The 16,717-nt window shown below is 64.7% G+C and carries 17 protein-coding genes; 6 read left to right on the plus strand and 11 right to left on the minus strand.

Annotation, left to right across the window (positions count from 1 at the left end; genetic code table 11):
• Positions 1–38: 38 nt before the first annotated feature.
• The 3 genes from JJC00_RS12720 to JJC00_RS12730 all read right to left on the minus strand — a co-directional run bounded on the left by JJC00_RS12720 (position 39) and on the right by JJC00_RS12730 (position 3,173).
• Positions 39–983, minus strand: coding sequence for an ABC transporter substrate-binding protein (locus tag JJC00_RS12720; protein WP_200472878.1), 945 nt, complete (start codon positions 981–983; stop codon positions 39–41).
• 106 nt (positions 984–1,089) lie between these two features.
• Positions 1,090–1,818 carry a histidine utilization repressor gene (gene hutC, locus JJC00_RS12725; protein ID WP_200472879.1) on the minus strand — a complete coding sequence of 243 codons (729 nt, stop codon included), beginning with the start codon at positions 1,816–1,818 and terminating at the stop codon, positions 1,090–1,092.
• Positions 1,815–3,173, minus strand: a complete 1,359-nt coding sequence (locus JJC00_RS12730) for a formimidoylglutamate deiminase (protein ID WP_200472880.1) — start codon at positions 3,171–3,173, stop codon at positions 1,815–1,817. Before JJC00_RS12730 ends, hutC begins: the two co-directional genes overlap by 4 nt.
• A gap of 98 nt (positions 3,174–3,271) precedes the next feature.
• Between JJC00_RS12730 and hutI the strand changes: the two genes are divergently transcribed.
• From hutI to hutU, 3 genes are read left to right on the plus strand one after another with little or no spacing between them, the layout of a single operon-like run.
• The gene (hutI, locus tag JJC00_RS12735) at positions 3,272–4,486 is read left to right on the plus strand and encodes an imidazolonepropionase (RefSeq protein ID WP_200472881.1); all 1,215 of its coding nucleotides are present in this window, start codon (positions 3,272–3,274) and stop codon (positions 4,484–4,486) included.
• A complete protein-coding gene (gene hutH / locus JJC00_RS12740; protein WP_200472882.1) occupies positions 4,483–6,042 on the plus strand; it encodes a histidine ammonia-lyase in 1,560 nt (519 codons plus the stop codon). Before hutI ends, hutH begins: the two co-directional genes overlap by 4 nt.
• Positions 6,043–6,055: 13 nt before the next feature.
• Complete coding sequence (gene hutU, locus JJC00_RS12745) at positions 6,056–7,726, plus strand: urocanate hydratase (RefSeq protein ID WP_200472883.1); 1,671 nt, start codon at positions 6,056–6,058, stop codon at positions 7,724–7,726.
• Positions 7,727–7,800: 74 nt separating this feature from the next.
• Here the strand turns inward: hutU and blaBJP are convergent, their stop codons facing one another.
• The 3 genes from blaBJP to JJC00_RS12760 all read right to left on the minus strand — a co-directional run bounded on the left by blaBJP (position 7,801) and on the right by JJC00_RS12760 (position 10,407).
• Positions 7,801–8,691 (minus strand): BJP family subclass B3 metallo-beta-lactamase, encoded by an 891-nt coding sequence (gene blaBJP, locus JJC00_RS12750; protein WP_200472884.1) that lies wholly within the window; start codon positions 8,689–8,691, stop codon positions 7,801–7,803.
• Positions 8,692–8,864: 173 nt separating this feature from the next.
• Positions 8,865–10,001, minus strand: a complete 1,137-nt coding sequence (locus tag JJC00_RS12755) for a hypothetical protein (RefSeq protein ID WP_246774194.1) — start codon at positions 9,999–10,001, stop codon at positions 8,865–8,867.
• Positions 10,002–10,143: 142 nt separating this feature from the next.
• Positions 10,144–10,407: a hypothetical protein gene (locus JJC00_RS12760; protein ID WP_200472885.1), complete on the minus strand. Its 264-nt coding sequence runs from the start codon at positions 10,405–10,407 to the stop codon at positions 10,144–10,146.
• Positions 10,408–10,652: 245 nt separating this feature from the next.
• On the opposite strand from JJC00_RS12760, the gene JJC00_RS12765 reads away from it, so the two are divergent.
• Positions 10,653–11,462, plus strand: coding sequence for an extracellular solute-binding protein (locus JJC00_RS12765; RefSeq protein WP_200472886.1), 810 nt, complete (start codon positions 10,653–10,655; stop codon positions 11,460–11,462).
• On the opposite strand, the gene JJC00_RS12770 is transcribed toward JJC00_RS12765, so the two are convergent.
• From JJC00_RS12770 to JJC00_RS12790, 5 genes are all read right to left on the minus strand, one after another.
• Positions 11,436–12,134, minus strand: a complete 699-nt coding sequence (locus tag JJC00_RS12770; RefSeq protein WP_200472887.1) for an ABC transporter permease — start codon at positions 12,132–12,134, stop codon at positions 11,436–11,438. The two genes, JJC00_RS12765 and JJC00_RS12770, sit on opposite strands and share 27 nt — an antisense overlap.
• 164 nt (positions 12,135–12,298) lie before the next feature.
• Positions 12,299–13,003: an aquaporin gene (locus tag JJC00_RS12775; RefSeq protein ID WP_200472888.1), complete on the minus strand. Its 705-nt coding sequence runs from the start codon at positions 13,001–13,003 to the stop codon at positions 12,299–12,301.
• On the minus strand, positions 13,003–13,413 hold the full coding sequence (arsC, locus tag JJC00_RS12780; RefSeq protein WP_200472889.1) for an arsenate reductase (glutaredoxin): 411 nt from the start codon (positions 13,411–13,413) through the stop codon (positions 13,003–13,005). Before arsC ends, JJC00_RS12775 begins: the two co-directional genes overlap by 1 nt.
• Before the next feature lie 11 nt (positions 13,414–13,424).
• On the minus strand, positions 13,425–13,895 hold the full coding sequence (locus JJC00_RS12785) for an ArsI/CadI family heavy metal resistance metalloenzyme (protein ID WP_200472890.1): 471 nt from the start codon (positions 13,893–13,895) through the stop codon (positions 13,425–13,427).
• 11 nt (positions 13,896–13,906) lie between these two features.
• Positions 13,907–14,245 carry an ArsR/SmtB family transcription factor gene (locus JJC00_RS12790; protein ID WP_200472891.1) on the minus strand — a complete coding sequence of 113 codons (339 nt, stop codon included), beginning with the start codon at positions 14,243–14,245 and terminating at the stop codon, positions 13,907–13,909.
• An 843-nt stretch (positions 14,246–15,088) separates the two neighbouring features.
• Here JJC00_RS12790 and JJC00_RS12795 point away from each other — a divergent pair.
• Positions 15,089–15,940 (plus strand): 3-hydroxybutyryl-CoA dehydrogenase, encoded by an 852-nt coding sequence (locus JJC00_RS12795; RefSeq protein WP_200472892.1) that lies wholly within the window; start codon positions 15,089–15,091, stop codon positions 15,938–15,940.
• Positions 15,941–16,077: 137 nt separating this feature from the next.
• Positions 16,078–16,542, plus strand: coding sequence for a group III truncated hemoglobin (locus tag JJC00_RS12800; protein ID WP_200472893.1), 465 nt, complete (start codon positions 16,078–16,080; stop codon positions 16,540–16,542).
• Positions 16,543–16,717 lie beyond the last annotated feature (175 nt).

Raw genomic sequence — 16,717 nt, forward strand, 5'->3', positions numbered from 1 at the left:
GGCCCCACCGCGCGGCAGGACCAGCAGCTTATCTAGGCTTACTTGATGAAGCTCGCGTCGTAGAGGTCTTCGACCTTCGGCGCGGCCTTGATGATACCGATCTCCAGCAGCAGGTCGGCCGCATCCTTGTTGAAGGCGAGGAAGTCGCCGGCGAAAAACTCCTGGTTCGCGGCCTTGTCCTGCCAGCGCAGGTACTTCGCCGAGTTGCCGAACGCCTCGCCGGTCTGCTTCACGTCGGCGCCCATGATCTGATAGGCCTTGGCCTGATCCTTGGCGATCATGTCGAGCGCTTCGAAGTAGCTGTTGGCCAGCGCCTGCGCCGCCTTCGGGTTTTCGCTGAGGAATTTCGGCGTGCAGCCGAACGTGTCCATCACGATCGGATAATCGAGAGTCGTCGCGATGATCTTGCCCTTGTCTGGAGCGGCGCGGACCGTCGACAGATACGGCTCATAGGTCATCGCGGCGTCGTTCTGGCCGGAGACGAAGGCCTGTGCGGCCGCGGCGGGCTCGAGGTTCACGACGGTGACGTCCTTCACCGTGAGGCCATTCTTCTTCAGCATCCAGGCCAGCGCGAAATAGGGCGACGTACCGGGCGCGGACGCTGCGACCGTCTTGCCCTTCAGCTCCTTGATCGACGTGACGTCGTTGCGCACGGCCATGCCGTCGGCGCCAAAGCTCTTGTCGAGCTGGAAGATCTGCTTGGTGGCGACACCGTTGGCGTTCCAGGAGATCCAGGTCTCGACCGTGGTCGCGGCGCACTGGACGTCGCCGGAGGCGATGGCGAGGTGGCGGTCCTTCTGCGGGATCTTCTTGATGGTGACGTCGAGGCCGTTCTTCTTGAATATGCCGGCTTCCTTCGCCAGCGTCAGCGGCGCGAAGCCGGTCCAACCGGAGATGCCGACGCCGACCTTGACGTCGTCGGCGAGCACGGGAGTGGCGGCCGCGAGTGCAATGATTGTCGCAAAAACTGTCGAACTACGCATGATTGTCGTCCTCTTGCCGATCGATGGTTTGACGTCTTGTTGATCTCTGTCGGCCCCCAAGGACCGTTGCCCGAAGCGTTGCACGATTTGTGCCGACATCGTTCTCTCAGCCTCCCTTGAATCGGGCGACAAGGCGGTGAGAGTCACCGGGATAGAGCAGGCGCACCGCGGTGATCGTGCGCGCGCTGCGCCAGGTAAAGCGGTCGATCACGAGGCAGGGCGCACCGACGGCGATGTCGAGTGCTTCCGCCGTGCGATCATCCGCGACAATGGCGCTGATCGTATGCTCTGCCTCTGTCCAGGGGACATGATGAAGCAGCCACGAGCCGGGCGGTTCGCGCGAAAAATCCGCGGACGCGGCATTGGGCACGGACGCGAGATCGATCAGCCTGTCCTCAACGGCGAAAGGCACATTATCAGCGCTGTGACGGCAGCTGATCGCAACCACCTTGCCGGCTTTCTTGACACCAAGACGCTCGCGATCGGCGGCGGTCGCAGCGCGCAGCTTGCGGCCGATCAGCTCGTAGCCGTAACCGCGCCCGAGTGCGGTGATCTCGGCCCGGATGTCGGCGATCTTGAGCACGGCCGACTGGTGCTGCGGCCGGCGGACGAACGAGCCGGCGCGGCGCCGGCGCTCGATCAGATCGGCCTGCGCGAGCTCCGACAGCGCCTTGTTCACCGTCATGCGCGAGCAGCCGTAGCGCGCGACCAGCTCGTGCTCGAATGGAATGCGGTGGCCCGGCGGCCATTCGCCGGTCAGGATGCGCTTCTCGATATCGGCGCGGATGCGCTTGTAGAGCGTCGGCTTGTCGGCGGCATCGGTCGCGAAGCTCATGCAACGAGCCTCCGCACCGATGCGTTGAAACGCTCGCGCGCGGCCTGGCGCAATTGATGCTGCCCGCCCTCAACAACTTTGTTGCCGCCGGCCCAGACGCAATCGATCGCGCCATTGCCCGCCGCAAAGATCCAGCCGTCGATGACGGCATCGCGCGCGCGTCCCGCCAGAGACGGATGCGCGGCGTCGAGCGTGACGATGTCGGCACGCGCGCCCGGCGTGAGGCCCGCAATCGGTTGCGCCAGCGCCCGGGCTCCGCCCGCAAGAGCATCGTCGAACAGCGTGCGCCCCGTCGAACGGCCGGCGCCGCCGGACAGCACATTGCGTGCGCGATGTTTCAGCCGCTGGCCATATTCGAGCTGGCGCAGCTCGTCGGCGACGCCGACCAGCACGTTCGAATCGGTGCCGACACCGAACAGGCCGCCAGCGTCGAGAAATTCCCGCGCCGGAAAGATGCCGTCGCCGAGGCTGGCTTCGGTGATGGGGCAGAGGCCGGCCACAGCACCGGTCTTCGCGAATGCGTTGACTTCCTCATTCGTGGTGTGGGTTGCATGAATGAGGCACCAGCGCTGATCAACCGGCACATGCTCCAGAAGCCATTGCACCGGGCGTCGTCCCGACCAGGCCAGGCAATCCTCGACTTCCTTCACCTGCTCGGCGGCATGAATGTGTACCGGCCCGTCATCGGCGAGCGGAATGATCGCCGTGAGCTCGTCCGGTGCCACGGCGCGCAGACTGTGCGGCGCGATGCCGATATTGGCGTCCGCCAAATTTGCGATCGCCTTGCGCGAGGCAGCCATCAGCTTAGCGAACTGATCGACAGAGCAGATGAAGCGGCGCTGGCCGTCATGCGGCGCGGCGCCGCCGAAGGAGCCGTGCGCATAAAAACTCGGCAGCAGCGTTAGCGCGATGCCTGATGCCTCGGAAGCCTCTGCAATGCGCGTGGCCATTTCGGCGGGATCGGCATAGTGCGAGCCGTCGCGATCATGATGCAGATAATGAAACTCGCCGACGCGGGTAAAGCCCTGCTCCAGCATCTCGACGTAAAGCAGCGTCGCCACGGCGGCGACATCGTCCGGCGTCATCGCCAGCGCAAAACGATACATCGTCTCGCGCCAGGTCCAGAACGTGTCGGTGCTATCGCCGCGCAGTTCGGCAAGTCCCGCCATGCCGCGCTGGAAGGCGTGGCTGTGCAGGCTCGCAAGTCCGGGAAGCGCGATGGCGTGGCGCTCGTCGCCGGCAGCCGGCGCCACGCCCGGCGTCACCGCCGCGATCGCGCCGGCGGTGATGACCACCTGCACGTCATTGGCCCAGCCCGAGGGCAGGAGCGCGGAGGCGAAATGCAGTCGGGACATGATGACACGCCGGCTGGACAGAACCGCCTTACGATTATATGTCTAGACATATAAGTCAAGCATCCCAGGGCGCAGGGACTTCGCGAAGGGACAGTGGCATGGCAGAACGCTTCGACCGGATCTGGCATAATGCCCGGCTCGCCACGATGCGGGCCGACCGTCGCGATCTCGGCGAGATCGAGCATGGCGTGATCGCCATACGCGGCGGCCACATCGTCTATGCGGGCGATGCGGCGGATTTTCCGGCGGATGCCGACGCGATCAAGCGGATCGATTGCGAGGGGCGCTGGATCACGCCGGGCCTCGTCGACTGCCACACCCATCTCATCTATGGCGGCAACCGTGCGCACGAATTCGAGCTGCGCCTGAAGGGCGCGAGCTATGAGGAGATCGCGCGCGCCGGCGGCGGCATCGTCTCGACGGTGGCCGCGACGCGCAAGGCGAGCGAGGCCGAACTGGTCGCGAGTGCATTGCCGCGGCTCGACGCGCTGATCGGCGAGGGCGCGACCACGGTCGAGATCAAGTCCGGCTACGGGTTAGACACCGAGACCGAGATGCGCCAGCTCGCCGCCGCGCGCAGCCTCGGCCGTCAGCGTCCAGTCGCGATTCGCACGTCGTTTCTGGGCGCGCACGCGCTGCCGGTGGAGGCCGATGGCAACAAGGACCGCTATATCGATCTCGTCTGCGAGGAGATGCTGCCGGCTGTCGCAAAGGCAGGCCTGGCTGATGCCGTTGATGCCTTCATGGAAGGCATCGCGTTCTCGGCAGAGCAAACCACGCGGGTGTTCGAAGTGGCAAGGGCGCTCGGGTTGCCCGTCAAGCTCCATGCCGATCAGCTCTCGAACCTCGGCGGCGCGGCGCTCGCTGCAAAGTTCTCCGCGCTGTCTGCCGATCATCTCGAGCATACCGACGAAGCCGGCGCGGCCGCGATGGCCAAGGCCGGAACGGTCGCTGTCCTGCTGCCGGGCGCATTCTACTTCATCCGCGAGACGCAGAAGCCGCCGGTCGAGGCGTTTCGCAAGCACGGCGTCCCCATGGCGCTCGCAACCGACTGCAATCCCGGCAGTTCGCCGCTGACCTCGCTGCTGCTCGCGATGAACATGGGCGCGACGCTGTTCCGGATGAATGTCGCCGAATGCCTGGCCGGCATCACCCGCGAAGGCGCGCGCGCCCTCGGCGTGCTCAATGAAACCGGCACGCTGGAAACCGGCAAATGGTGCGACCTCGCGATCTGGGACATCGAACGCCCCGCCGAGCTCGTCTACCGGATCGGCTTCAATCCGCTGCATCGCCGGGTGTGGAGGGGTCAATGACGGAGCAGGGCACCGCTATCGTCGTCAAGCCGGGAGCGGTCCGCCTCGACGACCTCACGCGCGTGCTTGGAGGTGCACCCGTGGTGCTCGATGCCGCATTCTGGCCGCGCGTCGATGCGGCCGCGGCGATCGTCGCGAAGGCCGCGCAGGCTGCAGCTCCCGTCTATGGCATCAATACCGGCTTCGGAAAGCTGGCGTCGAAGCGGATTCCGCCGGACCAGACTGCGCTGCTCCAGCGCAATCTCATCGTCTCGCATTGCTGCGGCGTCGGGCCGGCCACGCCCGAACCGATCGTGCGCCTGATGATGGCGCTGAAAATCGTCTCGCTCGGACGCGGCGCCTCTGGTGTCCGCCGCGCGGTGATTGAGCAGCTTCAGGCGATGCTGGCGCGAGGTGTGTATCCGCTGGTGCCACAGCAGGGCTCGGTTGGCGCCTCCGGCGATCTCGCGCCGCTCGCGCACATGACGGCGGTGATGACCGGCGAGGGGCAGGCGGTCGTCGATGGCAAGATCGTAGCCGGCAGCGAGGCACTCGCCGCCGTCGGCCTTGCGCCGCTGACACTGGGCCCCAAGGAGGGGCTGGCGCTGATCAACGGCACGCAGTTCTCGACCGCCTACGCGATTGCCGCTGTGCTGCGCGCATTTCGCCTGCTGCGCGCTGCGCTGGTGACCGGTGCGCTGTCGGTCGACGCCGCGATGGCCTCGACTGCGCCGTTCCGTTCCGAGATCCAGGCGCTGCGCGGTCATCCCGGCCAGATCGCCGCAGCCGCGACGCTGACTGCGCTGCTCGACGGCAGCGACATCCGCCTGTCGCATCTCGAAGGCGACGAGCGCGTGCAGGATCCCTATTGCCTGCGCTGCCAGCCGCAGGTCGCGGGCGCTGCACTCGACCTGATCACGCAGGCCGCGCGCACGCTGATCGTCGAAGCCAATGCCGTCACCGATAATCCTCTTGTGCTGGTCGAGACCGGAGAGATCGTCTCCGGCGGCAATTTCCACGCCGAGCCGGTGGCCTTTGCCGCCGATACGATCGCACTGGCGATGTCGGAGATCGGTGCGATCAGCGAACGGCGCATCGCGACGCTGGTCGATCCCGCGCTCAATTTCGGCCTGCCGCCGTTTCTGACCCCTGATCCCGGCATCAATTCCGGCTTCATGATCGCCGAGGTGACGGCGGCGGCGCTCTACGCCGAGAACAAGCAGCGGGCGGCGGCCTGCTCGATCGACTCGACGCCGACCAGTGCCAACCAGGAGGACCACGTTTCGATGGCCGCCCATGCCGCGCGGCGCCTGTCAGACATGGCCGATAATCTCGCTGCGATCCTCGGCATCGAGCTTCTGGTTGCCGCGCAAGGCATCACGCTGCGCGCGCCGCATGCGACCAGCGCGCCGCTCGTCGCTGTCATTGCCAAGCTTCGCGAACAGGTGCCTGCGCTCGGCGCCGATCGTTACATGGCCGGCGATCTCGCCATAGCCGCCGCCTTGGTCGAAGCCGACGCGCTGCCGGCCGCGGCGATCGCGGCACTCTCATCCGATCCATTTCCGAGACTTGACTAAAAGAGGTCTTCGCATGAACCGCCGACTGGACAACGACCGCACCATCCGCGCCCCCCGCGGCAGCGAGATCAGCGCCAAGAGCTGGCTGACCGAAGCACCGCTGCGCATGCTGATGAACAATCTCGATCCGGATGTCGCGGAGCGCCCGAGCGAGCTTGTCGTCTATGGCGGCATCGGACGCGCCGCGCGCGACTGGGAGAGCTTTGACCGGATCACAGCCGCGTTGCGCAAGCTCGAGAGCGACCAGACGCTGCTGGTGCAGTCCGGCAAGCCGGTCGGCGTGTTTCGTACCCATGCCGACGCGCCGCGCGTGCTGATCGCCAACTCCAACATCGTGCCGCACTGGGCGACGCTTGACCATTTCAACGAGCTCGATCGCCTGGGCCTGATGATGTACGGCCAGATGACGGCGGGCTCGTGGATCTATATCGGCAGCCAGGGCATCGTGCAGGGCACTTACGAGACCTTCGTCGAGCTCGGCCGTCGCCATTATGGCGGCAGCCTCGCGGGAAAATGGATTCTCACCGCCGGTCTCGGCGGCATGGGCGGCGCGCAGCCGCTGGCCGCGACCATGGCCGGCGCGGCGATGCTCGCGGTCGAATGCCAGCCGAGCCGCATCGAGATGCGCTTGCGCACCGGCTATCTCGATCGCCAGGCCGCGACGCTCGACGAAGCGCTGGCGATCATGGCGGACGCCGCGAAGACGAAGAAGGCGGTCTCGGTCGGCCTGCTCGGCAATGCCGCGGAGATTTTCCCGGAGCTGGTGCGCCGCGGTGTCAAGCCTGACATCGTCACCGACCAGACCAGCGCGCATGACCCGATCAACGGCTATTTGCCGAAGGGCTGGACGCTCGCTGATTGGGAAGCCAAGCGAGCGTCTGATCCGAAGGCGGTGGAGCGTGCGTCGAAGACATCGATGGTCGAGCACGTCCAGGCGATGCTGGATTTCCACGCGCAAGGAATCCCGACGCTCGACTACGGCAACAACATCCGCCAGATGGCGCAGGACATGGGCCTGAAGAACGCGTTCGATTTCCCGGGCTTCGTGCCTGCCTATATCCGTCCGCTGTTCTGCCGTGGCGTCGGGCCGTTCCGTTGGGCCGCGCTCTCGGGCGATCCCGAGGACATCTTCAAGACCGATGCCAAGGTCAAGGAGCTGATGCCCGACGACAAGCATCTGCACAATTGGCTCGATATGGCCCGAGAGCGCATCAAGTTCCAGGGCCTGCCGGCGCGGATCTGCTGGGTTGGCCTTGGCGATCGTCATCGCCTGGGCCTCGCCTTCAACGAGATGGTGGCGCGCGGCGAGTTGAAGGCGCCGATCGTGATCGGCCGCGATCATCTCGACAGCGGCTCGGTGGCAAGCCCCAACCGCGAGACCGAAGCGATGAAGGACGGATCGGATGCGGTGTCCGACTGGCCGCTGCTCAACGCGCTCTTGAATTGCGCCAGCGGCGCGACCTGGGTCTCGCTGCATCACGGCGGCGGCGTCGGCATCGGCTATTCGCAGCACGCAGGCATGGTGATTGTCGCCGATGGCACACCGGAGGCCGCCAGGCGGATCGAGCGCGTGCTGTGGAACGATCCGGCCTCCGGCGTCATGCGCCATGCGGATGCGGGCTACGACATCGCGATCGACTGCGCCCGTGACAAGGGGCTGGATCTGCCGAGCCTTTCCAAGTAGCGCTACGTCAGCGACGACCTTGACCCCGCGCGGGGCGTCACTGACGACACCGCAGCCATTCTCCCCGGGGGATCTTATTTCGCGCCCTGAAGCGCGGTGGTCTGCTTGGCGAGCTGCTTGTCGAATTCCTCCGACAGGCCCGTAGCGTAGGTCGCAAGCTCGCCTGGCTTGACGAACGGATTCGGCGTCTCGTTCTTGATCTGCCGCCCACGCTTTTCCTGCATGCCATAGACCTCTGGATGCGGCCCGAGCAGCACGTCGATCTTCATCGCCTTGGCCTTCGCGAAGGTTGCGCGGTAGTCGTCGACGATACCGGGATAGGTGGGCTGGCCGACCAGCCGGTTCAGCGCCACGGTGCCGCTGCAGAAGAACAGCACCTCGCGGTCTTGGCCGCCGTCCTTCACCGTCATCTCCCAGCTCGTGCAGCCCGGCGAGTGGCCGGGCGTCGCATGCGCCGTCAGCGTGGCGTCGCCGAGCGTGACCTTGTCGCCCTCCTTCACGGCGCGGTCGACCTTCACGGGGGTAAAGGTGAGATCCTGATTCTTCTCGTCGCCCGGATAATAGCCGCCTTCGAGCAGCGGCTTGTCGCGCTCGCCGGCCACGAGCCGCGCGCCCGTCTCCTTCTTGATCTCGGCGAAGCCGCCGGTGTGGTCGAGATGGGCGTGCGTGTTGAGGATGTATTTGATGTCGGCAACCTTGAAGCCGAGTTTGGCAATGTTGTCTTTGATCATGCCGGTCGACTGAGACATCGCCGTGTCCATCAGGATCAGGCCTTGCGACGTCTTGATGACGTAGACCGCGATGCCGTCGGTGCCGACATAGTAGATGTTATCGATCAGATGGAACGGCTCGAACGGCGCGGTCCATTTCACCATGACTTGCGCCAGGAAATCCTTGAGGGTCTGCGCCTGCGCAACGGGCACGAAGAGTGTCAGCGCACACAGCGCGGTCATGAGCTTTCTCATGGATGGGTCCTCCCGATTGTTGTTGTCGTTGCGACCGCGCCTTCGCGCCGATCGACCAGCCGCACGCTAAATGTCAAGCGGTGAGGCAGCAACGGCCAGCGTTCGAAAAATTCCGCGTCATGCGCGGAATAAATCGTCACCCCGGCGGTCGAGCGCGCCACGTCCTTTGGACGTCAGGCGAGGGCGGCCTGGCGTTCCCGCATCGGCTCGCGGCTGCGATCGGCGCCACGCGGCTCGGCGAGCCGGGTGAAGCTGCGCTGGCCCGCATGCACGGGCGCCTCGACGATCACGCCTTCGCAGACGATCTGGCCGCCGAGCATCTTGAATTCGAGCTTGTCGTAGCGCGGCATCGTCTCGCCGTGCTCGGGCGGCAGCAGTCCGATGCGCCCCTGGATGTTCAGCGTGGCATCGCCCGTGCCGTGAAGCCGCGGATTCCACATCCTGATCCCGGTCTCGGCCCAGCGTTGCCGGATCAGCGCCGCGCGATCGGCGGGCTCCACGACCTTGGCACGAGCCTTCGGCGCGCTCGGGCTCTTCGGGGCGGGCGACACGGGCGCCGGCTCGATGTCCGCGGCGGCAACCGGCGCGCCGGCGATCGTCTCCTCAGCGACAACGGCCGCGACGGGCAAAGGATCGTTGGCGACGACCGGCTCGATCTCTACGGCAACGCTGGGAGCAGGCTCGCTGTCGATGCTGGTCGCGGCGACGACAGGCGCGGGGACCTCAGCGTCGACGACGATGACGGGCGTCTCATCGACGGAAACCGGTTCGAGCTCCACGGAAGCGACGGATGCGGGTTCGTCTTCAGTGACGAGCTCCGAGGGCTCACCCGAAAACGTCTCCGTCTCGACAGGCGCGATGAAGACCAGCTCGGCGACGACCGGCCCGACATCGGCCGGAAGTTCCGGAGATGCATCGCCGATGACAACGGGCTCAGGCGCCTCAACTGCTTCGACCGCAGGCGGATCGCTGCTGATGAGTCCGGGCGCGTCAACCGGCTCGCTCGCGACCTCGACCGAAGACGTCGAAACTTCCCCCTCGATGACAGGCTCGACTTCCGCCGGCGTCTCCCGGGATGAATCGTGGCCGACGTTGATATCGGTCAGCGCCGCGGACGGGCTCTCTTCGATGACGGAGACAATGGTGTTGTCCTCGGCGACCGGAGCAGCTGCTGCGATAAGGGCGGGCTCTTCTTCCGCGGCGATCTGCGGCACGTCGATGCTGACGCTGTGCGGCAGAGGCCGAAGCCGGTTGAACGCCCATTTCACCGCTGGAATGCGGCTCAGCAACGATATCAGTCTCGAAAGCACTGGGAGTTGTCCAAGAGGTACTCAGGCCGTTGACAATCGCTGATTCGCCAGCAATGTGAAAAACTGCCCGGCCGTCACACCCCTGTCAATCTAGGCGGGACCAATTGCAGAACATCTGCACAGTCCCGCGCGCCACAGGCGTTCATTCGAAATGCATTGATGCGAGCGGATCGTCGTCGCGGTCGGGCAGATGCGTCGGAGCAACCGCGTGCTCCGTCTTGCGGATGTGCGAATGGGCAGGCGCGTGCTTGCGGAGCAGTACCACGGTCAGCGCGTCGCATTCCGCTTGTTCGCTGCTCCATGCGCAGTCGAGGCCTGACGACTGTGCGGACCACGCCTGCGCCGGGCCGGCGATTGCCAGGGACAAGATGAGCCGCAAGGCGGTGACGATGATTGTCTTTGTCATGGGACGCTCCAATCCGTTCCATCAGCAGGATCAGGCGAGGCGGGGCGATATTCCGCGCCGCCACATGGCCGCGCGGCAGCTCACGTGGGATTTAACGGCCGTGAGGCAGGCGTGAGGGGGCGTGTCCGTTCGACAGCGAAGGAGCGAACAAGTGACCTGCAGGACATACCTGCAGGACATGACGTCGGGCTTTCCAGCGCCATCCTTCCGGCCTAATTTGAAACATCCGGGGAGTGAGGAACGCCATGAAGAAGCTTGCCGCCATCGCAGCGGTTCTGGTCTGGTCGACTTGTGCCTACGCGCAGGACCGCAGCATTACCGTAGCCTCGACGACATCGACGGAACAGTCGGGCCTGTTCGGCTATTTGCTGCCGTTGTTCTCGAAGGCCGAAGGCATCGAGGTGAAAGTCGTTGCCGTCGGCACCGGCCAGGCGCTGGACATCGGGCGGCGCGGCGATGCCGACGTGGTGTTCGTCCATGACAGGCCGGCCGAAGACAAGTTCATGTCCGAAGGGCAGGGCGTGAAGCGTTTTGACGTCATGTACAACGATTTCATCATCATCGGCCCGAAGAGTGACCCCGCGAAAATCGCCGACGACAAGGACGTCGCTGATGCCCTGCGCAAAATCGCGGCTGCAAAAGCGCCGTTCATCTCGCGCGGCGACAGGTCCGGTACCCATGCGGCCGAGCTGAGATTGTGGAAAGAGGCAGGCATCGACATCGCGACCGGCAAGGGCAGCTGGTATCGCGAGATCGGTCAGGGCATGGGGCCGGCGCTGAACATGGCGTCGTCGTCGAACGCCTACCTTCTGTCAGACCGCGGCACCTGGCTGTCATTCAAGAATCGGGGCGAGCTTGCGATCCTGACCGATGGCGACAAGCGGCTGTTCAATCAGTACGGTGTCATGCTGGTCAATCCGGAAAAGCATCCGAACGTGAAGGCGAAGGACGGGCAGGCCTTCATCGACTGGCTGATCTCGCCCAAGGGGCAGGACGCGATCGCCGGCTACAAGGTCGGCGGCGAGCAGCTATTTTTCCCCAACGCGTCCCACTAGCAGGAAGGCGACGGTCGAGACCGCCACGCTGAGCGCGAGCAGGATCAGCCCGAGCCCGAGCGCCAAAGGCAGGTCGCCCTTGCTGGTCTCCAGTGCGATGGCGGTGGTCATCGTGCGGGTAAAGCCGCGAATGTTGCCGCCGACAATGATGATGGCGCCGACTTCGGCGATGGCGCGTCCGAACGCCGCGAGAAAGGCCGTCAGCAGCGAGGTCCGGCCCAGTGCGAACAGCAGGCCGATGCTCCGCAGCGTCGATAGTCCATCGATTCGCGCGAGGTCGCCATATTCCGCCCACAGCAGGCTCGCCGGCCGGTGCACCAGCGCAACCACGATCGGGGTTGCCAGCAGCGTCTGTGCGATCACCATGGCCGTCGGCGTGAACAGCAGGCCGGCCGCACCGAGCGGGCCGGAGCGCGACAGCAGAAGATAAAGCGCGAGCCCGACCACGACCGGCGGCAGGCCAAGCAGCGCATTGGTCAACACGATCACCACCTGCCGCCCGCGGAAACGAGAGATCGCAAGCAAGGCCCCGAACGGCGCGCCGATCAGCAGTGCGACGATGCTGGCGGTCAGGCTCACGCGCACCGACAGGGCGACGATGCCGAGCAGCTCCGGATCGGCTTCGCCGATCAGCGTGAAGGCAGCAACGATGGATCGTGCGAAGTCGTTCATCCGGCCTCAGGCCTCAGCGCCTGGCCGAATGTGCTGGAATGGTCGATGTCGTGGCTGCCAAGTTGCTTCACACGGGTCCCTGCCGCTTGTGCCGACAGTCAGAGAATACAGGGGACCAGCGGTTTTGAAACTCTATTCATTCGCAAGCAGATGCCGCCTTCGCGTCAGGCCGGCTCTCGGGCCGCAATGGGCTGGGCACTCTGCTTCGCGGAAGCTCCGCCCCACAGCCAGCTTGCAAGCGGAATGGCGAGGATCGCTCCGATGAGTTGCGCGGCAATGAAGGCCGGCACGCCCTGCGGAGCGATGCCTGCAAAGGTGTCGGATAGGGATCTGGCAATGGTGACGGCGGGATTGGCGAATGACGTCGAGGCCGTGAACCAATAGGCCGATGTGATGTACAGGCCGACCGCGTAGGGAACGGCGGCCGAGGTTCGCGATGCGACGCCAAAAATCGTCAGCAGCAGACCGAAGGTCGCCACGGCCTCGGCGAGCCACTGTCCTGTCCCGCTGCGTTCGGTCAGCGAGAGCTGGAGCACGGGAAGCCCGAACATCAGGTGCGCGATCCACACGCCGATGATTGCACCGGCGATCTGCGCAGCGGTGTAGATCGCAGCATCGGTCCAGGTCGTCTCACTGCGTAGCGCGAAGACAAGAGTCACCGCCGGATTGAAATGAGCGCCCGATACGGGCCCAAACATCAGGATCAGCACGACGAGGATGGCGCCTGTGGCGATCGTGTTGCACAAGAGCGCCAGCGCGACGTTTCCGCCGGAGAGCTTTTGGGCCATGATTCCGGAGCCGACTACCGCGGCGAGCAGGAACGCCGTGCCGAGCCATTCGGCAAATGCGCGCTGTGCAAGGCCCGGCATCAGACGCCGCGGTCCAGTCGGACGCGCTCGCCGTCTTCCTTGACGAATTCGCCGTGCTGCGCGGGGAGGAGATCCAGCACCAACTCGGAGGGACGGCAAAGCTTCACGCCTTTCGGCGTGACCACGATCGGCCTGTTGATCAGGATCGGATGGGCCATCATGGCATCGAGAAGCTGGTCGTCGGTCAAGGCCGCGTTGCTGAGCCCGAGCTCGGCATAGGGTGTGCCCTTCTCGCGCAGCAGCTCGCGCAACGAGACGCCCATGCGTACGGCAAGCTGCTGCAACAAAGCGCGCGACGGCGGCGTCTTGAGGTATTCGATCACATGCGGCTCGATGCCGGCGTTCCGGATCATGGCGAGTGTGTTGCGCGAGGTGCCGCAGGTTGGATTGTGGTAAATGATCGCGTCCATCGCCGGTCCCTTCAGCAGCAGGCCTGTGACGGCTTCGGCGCGGCTTGCGGCTCACAGCAGGCGGATGTCTGCTCATGCGCAACTCGGGCGCGGTTCTCGCCGCTGCCGTCGCCGTAATCGGTGCTCTCGCCGGTGGTGTGAAACGTTTCCCAGGCGATGCCGGCGGGATCGTCGATCCAGGATTTCTCCGACTTGGCATAGCAGCAGGCCGTCTGCCCCTGTTCGATGATGTTGCCGCCGGCCTGGCGCAACCGCGCATAGACCTCTCGCAGCTCATCACCGGTCTCGACCTGGATGCCGAGATGGTCAAGACCCGGCGTGCGACCGCGAGTCGAGATCGCGAAATTGACGCGAGGGTCTTCGAGCATCCATTTGGCGTAGTCGGATTTCACCACCGAGGGCCCGCTTGCGAACAGGGCGGAATAGAATCCGATGGAGCGGGAGAGGTCGTCGACGGAGACGTGAACGTGCAGGCGCTTCATGCTCTGTCCTTTCAGGCCAAAACTTTGCTGCGCTTTCGCGCGGGTTTCGAAGACGGGGCGCACGACACGCCGTCGCAGCAGTTTTCGGTCAGGAAGCCGACCAGCGAATTCATGGTCTCGAACCGCGCCGCATAGATCATCGAACGCCCCTCGCGCCGGACCGTGGCGAGCCCGGCCATTCGCAGCCGGTCGAAGTGAAACGTCAGCGTGTTGGGGGCGAGATCCAGCGCGTCCGCGATCGCGCCTGCGGCCATGCCTTTGGGGCCTGCCTGCACCAGCAGGCGGAACACGTCGAGACGATTATCCTGCGCAAGCGCGCCAAGGGCCGCGACGGCATCTGTCTTTTCCATGTTTCAACGATTATTGAAATGATGCCGGCGCGTCAACTTAAATCTCCGCTGTTCCGACGGGCAAAACACTTAGCCGTCCGCGGCGCCCTGAAGAGTCAAGACTGCTACGCAAAAAAATATTCTACTTTACCAAAATTCGGAAATGGCGTATGTATCGCTTCACCTCACCCGGCACGAGGGACGGATCGCGAGTCGTCCGGTACGTGGGTGAGTTGCGGTGGACGCGGGCGCGTCGGCACGCAAGGGTCGGGAGCAGGGCGGGCGGAGGATTGAGCCGAACCTCGTGAGCTTCGACCGCGTGTGACGAACGGCGCGCGCTGCGTACGGCAAAACCGTGTGGTCCTGACTGTCGTCGCTACAGTCAAGCCTTGCGGAAGGCGGCAGCGGGCCAACCGGCTCCTCACCGTCAACTTTTCGCAAGGCGACGGAGGCCAAAGGAATTCGGCTCCGGGGAGGGCACGGCATAAGCCGTCAAACCACTCGCGCAGGGAAGGTCGGGATGTCTCGGCTGCCCTGTACGCCGCTGTGCAGTTTTCGTTGCGCTACATGCGCACAGCGGACCGCGGGTGCCAGCCAGCACCCGGCCTTCCCTGCGCCCTCGGCATTCCCGGGGGCGAGACCAGCCGCAAAACTCGGGCCGAAACGGCCGCGAGGCCGCGAAATCATGCCGTTTGGAAATCATGCCCTTTGCCAGCGGAAAGGCGACTTTATTCTCGCCACGGATGCTTTAAGGAAGAGCCTGGATGCGACGCAGCACTCAAGGCGCGCCGCGGGTCAAATTTAGGTCAAGCCGGGCGCGCTGCCGCAGAGGCCGGGCTCGCTCAACGAGAAGGACGTCATTTTATGATCAATACCGTTGGCATCATCGGAGCAGGGACCATGGGCAACGGCATCGCCCAGATCTGCGCGGCGGCCGGGCTTTCGGTCGTGATGGTCGACATCTCCGATGCGGCGGTGAGCCGCGGCATTTCGACCGTCGGCGGCAGCCTCGAGCGCCTGGTCAAGAAGGACAAGATGTCGGCGGCCGATCGCGAGGCGACGTTGAAGCGCATTACCGGCACGACCGATCGCGCAAAACTTTCCGATTGTGATCTCGTCATCGAGGCCGCGACCGAGAACGAGGAGTTGAAGGTCAAGATCCTGAAGGACCTCTGCGCCACGCTGTCGCCGCGCACGCTGGTCGCGACCAACACCTCGTCGATCTCGATCACCAAGCTTGCGGCCGCGACCGATCGTCCCGATCGCTTCATCGGCATGCACTTCTTCAACCCGGTTCCGGTGATGGCGCTGCTGGAACTCATCCGCGGATTGCAGACCTCGGACGACACCCACGCCAAGGCGCTCGATTTCGCCCAGCGCGTCGGCAAGGTGGCGATCACGGCCAAGAACAGCCCGGGTTTCGCCGTCAACCGCATCCTGTGCCCGATGATCAACGAGGCAATCTTCGCGCTCCAGGAGGGCATTGCGACCGCGGAGGAGATCGACGCCGGCATGAAGCTCGGCTGCAATCATCCGATCGGGCCGCTGGCGCTGGCCGATCTCGTCGGCCTCGACACCATGCTGTCGGTGATGGAGGTCTTTTATAAAGGCTTCAACGACCCCAAATACCGTCCGGCCCCCTTGCTCAAGGAAATGGTCGATGCCGGCCATCTCGGCCGCAAGACCGGGCAGGGCTTTTACACCTACGGCGCCTGATCAAGGTGTGGGCGGCGGACCTTCGGCGTCCGCCGCTCCATCCCGCAATTTGCGCTACGACAAAGACGTCGTGTGCAATTGGCCCGACAATGTCGAACGGGTGGTTCGCGGGAACAACAAAACGGAAAACGAAGGACATGTCGGATCGACTGAAGGCCGAGCGCGAGGCGGCGGCCACGCGGCGGAACCTGCTGACCCAGGATGCGATCGAGCGCACCGGGATTACCGAGGCGATGATCGGGGAACTCGTCACCCGCTTCTACGGACGCGTCCGTGAGGATGCGCTGCTCGGGCCGGTGTTCGCGATCGTGCAGAATTGGGACGAGCATCTCGATAAGCTCAAGGATTTCTGGTCGTCGGTCGTGTTGATGAGCGGCCGCTATCACGGTTCGCCGATGCGGGCGCATATGCCATTCAGCCTGGTCGGAGATCACTTCGATCGCTGGCTCGATCTATTCGAGCAGACTGCGTGCGAAGTTTGCCCGCCGCCGGCGGCCGCGCTGTTCATCGACAAGGCGCGCCGCATCGCCGACAGTTTTGAGATGGCGTCGGCCACCATCGCCGGCCGCATCGCGTCGCCGCGTCACATGCTCAGGTCCTGAACACGACAGGCCTGCGTGAAACGTGCAGTTGAATCGCGTTGCGGTTGCGTTGCGCCATCGACAGCGCGTCACACCAATTCCCGCATCATCGGTCTGATCTGCAAAATCATCATACCAATCGCGCGGCATGACGTTGAAATGGCAAAATCGCGTTGAATGCGTTCAATCGTGTTCA

Source organism: Bradyrhizobium diazoefficiens, from assembly GCF_016616885.1.
GTDB lineage: Bacteria > Pseudomonadota > Alphaproteobacteria > Rhizobiales > Xanthobacteraceae > Bradyrhizobium > Bradyrhizobium diazoefficiens_F.

Coding starts and splice junctions, on each gene's coding strand:
- arsC (WP_200472889.1), bottom strand. CDS start 13,413: ATGGACGCGATCATTTACCACAATCCAACCTGCGGCACCTCGCGCAAC.
- JJC00_RS12770 (WP_200472887.1), bottom strand. CDS start 12,134: ATGAACGACTTCGCACGATCCATCGTTGCTGCCTTCACGCTGATCGGC.
- JJC00_RS12775 (WP_200472888.1), bottom strand. CDS start 13,003: ATGCCGGGCCTTGCACAGCGCGCATTTGCCGAATGGCTCGGCACGGCG.
- JJC00_RS12795 (WP_200472892.1), top strand. CDS start 15,089: ATGATCAATACCGTTGGCATCATCGGAGCAGGGACCATGGGCAACGGC.
- hutC (WP_200472879.1), bottom strand. CDS start 1,818: ATGAGCTTCGCGACCGATGCCGCCGACAAGCCGACGCTCTACAAGCGC.
- hutH (WP_200472882.1), top strand. CDS start 4,483: ATGACGGAGCAGGGCACCGCTATCGTCGTCAAGCCGGGAGCGGTCCGC.
- JJC00_RS12790 (WP_200472891.1), bottom strand. CDS start 14,245: ATGGAAAAGACAGATGCCGTCGCGGCCCTTGGCGCGCTTGCGCAGGAT.
- JJC00_RS12720 (WP_200472878.1), bottom strand. CDS start 983: ATGCGTAGTTCGACAGTTTTTGCGACAATCATTGCACTCGCGGCCGCC.
- hutU (WP_200472883.1), top strand. CDS start 6,056: ATGAACCGCCGACTGGACAACGACCGCACCATCCGCGCCCCCCGCGGC.
- blaBJP (WP_200472884.1), bottom strand. CDS start 8,691: ATGAGAAAGCTCATGACCGCGCTGTGTGCGCTGACACTCTTCGTGCCC.
- JJC00_RS12800 (WP_200472893.1), top strand. CDS start 16,078: ATGTCGGATCGACTGAAGGCCGAGCGCGAGGCGGCGGCCACGCGGCGG.
- JJC00_RS12760 (WP_200472885.1), bottom strand. CDS start 10,407: ATGACAAAGACAATCATCGTCACCGCCTTGCGGCTCATCTTGTCCCTG.
- JJC00_RS12785 (WP_200472890.1), bottom strand. CDS start 13,895: ATGAAGCGCCTGCACGTTCACGTCTCCGTCGACGACCTCTCCCGCTCC.
- hutI (WP_200472881.1), top strand. CDS start 3,272: ATGGCAGAACGCTTCGACCGGATCTGGCATAATGCCCGGCTCGCCACG.
- JJC00_RS12765 (WP_200472886.1), top strand. CDS start 10,653: ATGAAGAAGCTTGCCGCCATCGCAGCGGTTCTGGTCTGGTCGACTTGT.
- JJC00_RS12730 (WP_200472880.1), bottom strand. CDS start 3,173: ATGTCCCGACTGCATTTCGCCTCCGCGCTCCTGCCCTCGGGCTGGGCC.